Annotated in this window: 6 protein-coding genes; all 6 read left to right on the top strand. The window is 61.2% G+C overall.

Going from position 1 to position 3,571, the window contains the following annotated elements:
- Positions 1-21 precede the first annotated feature (21 nt).
- Genes rpsS through rpsQ form a run of 6 tightly spaced genes read left to right on the top strand, consistent with a single transcriptional unit; the run spans position 22 to position 2,353 of the window.
- Positions 22-300: a 30S ribosomal protein S19 gene (gene rpsS / locus Q0331_RS09090; protein WP_005291963.1), complete on the top strand. Its 279-nt coding sequence runs from the start codon at positions 22-24 to the stop codon at positions 298-300.
- A gap of 2 nt (positions 301-302) precedes the next feature.
- Positions 303-665, top strand: a complete 363-nt coding sequence (gene rplV, locus Q0331_RS09085; protein ID WP_005291960.1) for a 50S ribosomal protein L22 — start codon at positions 303-305, stop codon at positions 663-665.
- Complete coding sequence (rpsC, locus tag Q0331_RS09080) at positions 665-1,408, top strand: 30S ribosomal protein S3 (protein WP_005291959.1); 744 nt, start codon at positions 665-667, stop codon at positions 1,406-1,408. The genes rplV and rpsC overlap by 1 nt, the downstream gene beginning before the upstream one ends.
- A gap of 5 nt (positions 1,409-1,413) precedes the next feature.
- Positions 1,414-1,830 (top strand): 50S ribosomal protein L16, encoded by a 417-nt coding sequence (rplP, locus tag Q0331_RS09075; protein WP_005291957.1) that lies wholly within the window; start codon positions 1,414-1,416, stop codon positions 1,828-1,830.
- On the top strand, positions 1,830-2,063 hold the full coding sequence (gene rpmC / locus Q0331_RS09070) for a 50S ribosomal protein L29 (protein WP_005291954.1): 234 nt from the start codon (positions 1,830-1,832) through the stop codon (positions 2,061-2,063). Before rplP ends, rpmC begins: the two co-directional genes overlap by 1 nt.
- Positions 2,060-2,353 carry a 30S ribosomal protein S17 gene (gene rpsQ / locus Q0331_RS09065; protein WP_005291953.1) on the top strand — a complete coding sequence of 98 codons (294 nt, stop codon included), beginning with the start codon at positions 2,060-2,062 and terminating at the stop codon, positions 2,351-2,353. Before rpmC ends, rpsQ begins: the two co-directional genes overlap by 4 nt.
- Positions 2,354-3,571 lie beyond the last annotated feature (1,218 nt).

Below are 3,571 nucleotides of genomic sequence, written 5' to 3'. Positions count from 1 at the left end.
GCTAAGAGGAGGTAGTAGAGAATGCCACGCAGCCTGAAGAAGGGCCCATTCGTCGACGAACACCTCCTTGCGAAGGTGGATGCTCAGAACGAAAAGGGCAACAAGAACGTCATCAAGACGTGGTCCCGTCGCTCGACCATTCTCCCCGATTTCATCGGCCACACTTTCGCCGTCCACGACGGTCGCAAGCACGTGCCGGTGTTCATCGATGATTCCATGGTCGGTCACAAGCTAGGTGAGTTCGCTCCTACGAAGACCTTCAAGGGTCACGTCAAGGACGACAAGAAGGGTCGTCGATAATCATGTCTGACACCGTAACCACCGCACGCGCAACCGCGCGTTTCGTCCGCGTCACTCCGATGAAGGCACGCCGCGTTATCGACACGATCCGTGGCAAGTCCGTCGAGGACGCACTGGCGATCCTGAAGTACGCTCCGCAGGCCGCTTCCGAGCCGGTCGCGAAGGTCGTTGCTTCGGCCGCCGCCAACGCCGAGAACAACTTCGGCTTGGATCCGCAGACGCTGGTCGTCTCTGAGGCTTACGCCGACGAGGGCCCGACCATGCGCCGTTTCCGCCCCCGCGCCCAGGGTCGTGCATTCCACGTCCGCAAGCGCACCAGCCACATCACTGTGGTCGTCGAGAGCCAGAAGGGAAGTGCTCAGTAGTGGGCCAGAAAATCCACCCCCACGGCCTCCGGCTGGGTATCACTTCCGAGTGGCGCTCCCGCTGGTACGCCGACAAGCAGTACGCTGACTACCTCGCCGAGGACATCAAGATCCGCGACTTCCTGTCCGAGGGTCTTGACCGCGCCGGCATCGCCAACGTTGTCATCGAGCGCACCCACGACCGGGTTCGCGTTGACATCCACACTGCCCGCCCGGGCATTGTGATTGGCCGCCGCGGCTCCGAGGCTGACCGCATCCGTGGCCAGCTGGAGAAGCTCACCGGCAAGCAGGTTCAGCTGAACATCCTCGAAGTCAAGAACATCGATGCCAACGCACAGCTGGTGGCACAGTCCATCGCTGAGCAGCTGACCAACCGCGTTGCCTTCCGTCGCGCTATGCGCAAGGCAATCCAGGGCGCTATGCGCCAGCCGCAGGTCAAGGGCATCAAGGTTGTTTGCTCCGGTCGCCTGGGCGGCGCGGAGATGGGTCGCACTGAGCGCTACCACGAGGGTCGCGTTCCGCTGCACACCCTCCGCGCTGAGATCGACTACGGCACCTACGAGGCTCACACCACCTTCGGACGCATCGGCGTCAAGGTGTGGATCTACAAGGGTGACGTCGTCGGCGGCCGTCGCGAGAGCCTGATGAATGCACGCGACGAGCGCCCGTCTCGCGGTCGTCGTGAGCGTCCACGTCGCGGTGGCGCACGTCGCCAGCGCGCTGAGCAGAAGCAGGAGGGCTAAGACACATGCTTATCCCGAAGCGCGTTAAGTACCGTCGCCAGCACCGCCCGACCCGTCGTGGCGTGTCCAAGGGCGGTAACCGCGTAACGTTCGGCGACTACGGCCTGCAGGCCCTGGAGCCGACCTACATCACCAACCGTCAGATCGAGTCCGCTCGTATCGCCATTAACCGCCACATGAAGCGTGGCGGCAAGGTGTGGATCAACATCTTCCCGGACCGTCCGCTGACCCAGAAGCCGCTCGGCGTGCGTATGGGTTCCGGTAAGGGCCCCGTGGAGAAGTGGGTTGCCAACATCAAGCCGGGTCGTATCCTCTTCGAGGCCTCTTACCCGAACGAAGAGGTCGCCCTGGAGGCACTGCGCCGTGCTGGTAACAAGCTGCCCTGCAAGGTTCGCATCGTGAAGAAGGAGGATCAGTTCTAATGGCTACCGGAACTCCGGCACATGAGCTCCGCGAGCTCAACAACGAAGAGCTGACCACCCGCCTGCGTGAGGCGAAGGAAGAGCTGTTCAACCTTCGCTTCCAGGCTGCGACCGGCCAGCTGACCAACAACCGTCGTCTGGGTGTTGTCAAGCGCGACATCGCCCGCATCTACACCGTCCTGCGCGAGCGCGAGCTCGGGCTGTCTACCAACCCAGGTGGTGACGCAGCATGAGTGAGGCAACCGTGAATGACAACGCAGCTGTGGAGAACGAGAAGGGCGCCCGCAAGGTCCGCTCCGGATACGTTGTTTCCACCAAGATGAACAAGACCATTGTGGTCGAGCTTGAGGACCGCAAGCAGCACGCTCTGTACGGCAAGATCATGCGCCGTAACTCCCGCGTGAAGGTTCACGATGAGAATGAGACCGCCGGCGTAGGCGACCGCGTTCGCATCGAGGAGACCCGCCCGCTGTCCAAGGACAAGCACTTCCGCCTGACTGAGATCATCGAGAAGGCTCGCTAGTCTGAGCAGTTCTGGCAGTCCAGACCGCTACGGCGGCCCTGGCTGCTTAGCCAGCTAAAGTGCTGCTGCTCAGGCAGTCCTGGCGCTGTATCGCCGGGCGCTAAGGCCCCCTGTCGCACATTGTTGCGGTAGGGGGCCTGTTTTGTTTCTTATTGACGCCCACGCTTCCCGCCCGGCGTGGCCCCAGCGGAACGTGAGATTGTGCGAGCGCAGTGCCAGGGGGAATGTGAGATTGTGCGAGCGCAGCGCAAGGGGAACGTGAGATTGTGCGAGCGCAGTGCCAGGGGGATTGTGCCACGGGAGACGGCGGCGCCCGATTCGGCGGCGTGAGGATGTGCAGATGTCGCTAGAACGGGAATACGTGGCCGACGGCGCCGTAATTGGAGCGCTAGCAGGGGTGAACGTCGCTAGAACGGGAATGCGTTAACGACACTGATTTGCAGCTTCGCAAAACTGCAGGTCAGGGAATTGCCGCAAATTTCGGAGGCGCGCCGGTGCTGACGGATTCCCGTTCTAGCGACATTTCGACCTGCGAGGAGGCGGGTTTGGGCCAGCAGAGACCAGTAGGAGACCGGTAGGGAACAGTTGGAGACCCCGCGCGGCCAGGTCCTTGTGTTGCCGAGGTGCAAATGTCGGAAAAGTTGCAATTTGTTGTTGGAAGCGATTTGCACTTTTGTAAAAATGCAGGTCAAAGCGTTTCTAGAATTTCGCTGAGTTGGAGCCAATTTACGTTTTGCAGCTTTTCCGACACTTGGTGCACTTGGCGCCACGATTTGCAATAGCTCAGGCATCTCGACGCTGGCGGCTTTGGTAGACTTGGTGGCTTTGGTGGCGAGCGAGGCCCGGGGTGGCAACGGTGGCGGACTAGGTCTGGGGCGCTGCCGGGAATGGCGGCCGAGAGGGAATGGCGGCCGAGAGGGAATGGCGGCCGAGCGGGAATGGCGGCCGAGCGGGAAGGGTGGCAAGTTAGGGTAGATTGTTGTGTGGTTAGCCTAACCTGTGTAAAATAGGCGCGATTGCTGTGTCCACCGTAGCCAAAAGAGGCCATACCTTCCTTGGGGCTGCTACGGGTACTTTACAGCGCCTCAAAGAGTTCCTTACACGTTAGGCTTCCACATGTTTCGAAACAGTTCTCTGACCCGTCGAGCGGCGCTGAAGACCGCCGCTGTCTTGGCAGCATCCACTCTTGTTCTGTCTGGTTGCTCCCGAGGCGACGAC

This window comes from uncultured Corynebacterium sp. (assembly GCF_937999985.1).
GTDB lineage: Bacteria > Actinomycetota > Actinomycetes > Mycobacteriales > Mycobacteriaceae > Corynebacterium.
Note: the sequence above shows the minus strand (reverse complement) of the source record. Positions and strands in the feature narration are given on the sequence as shown.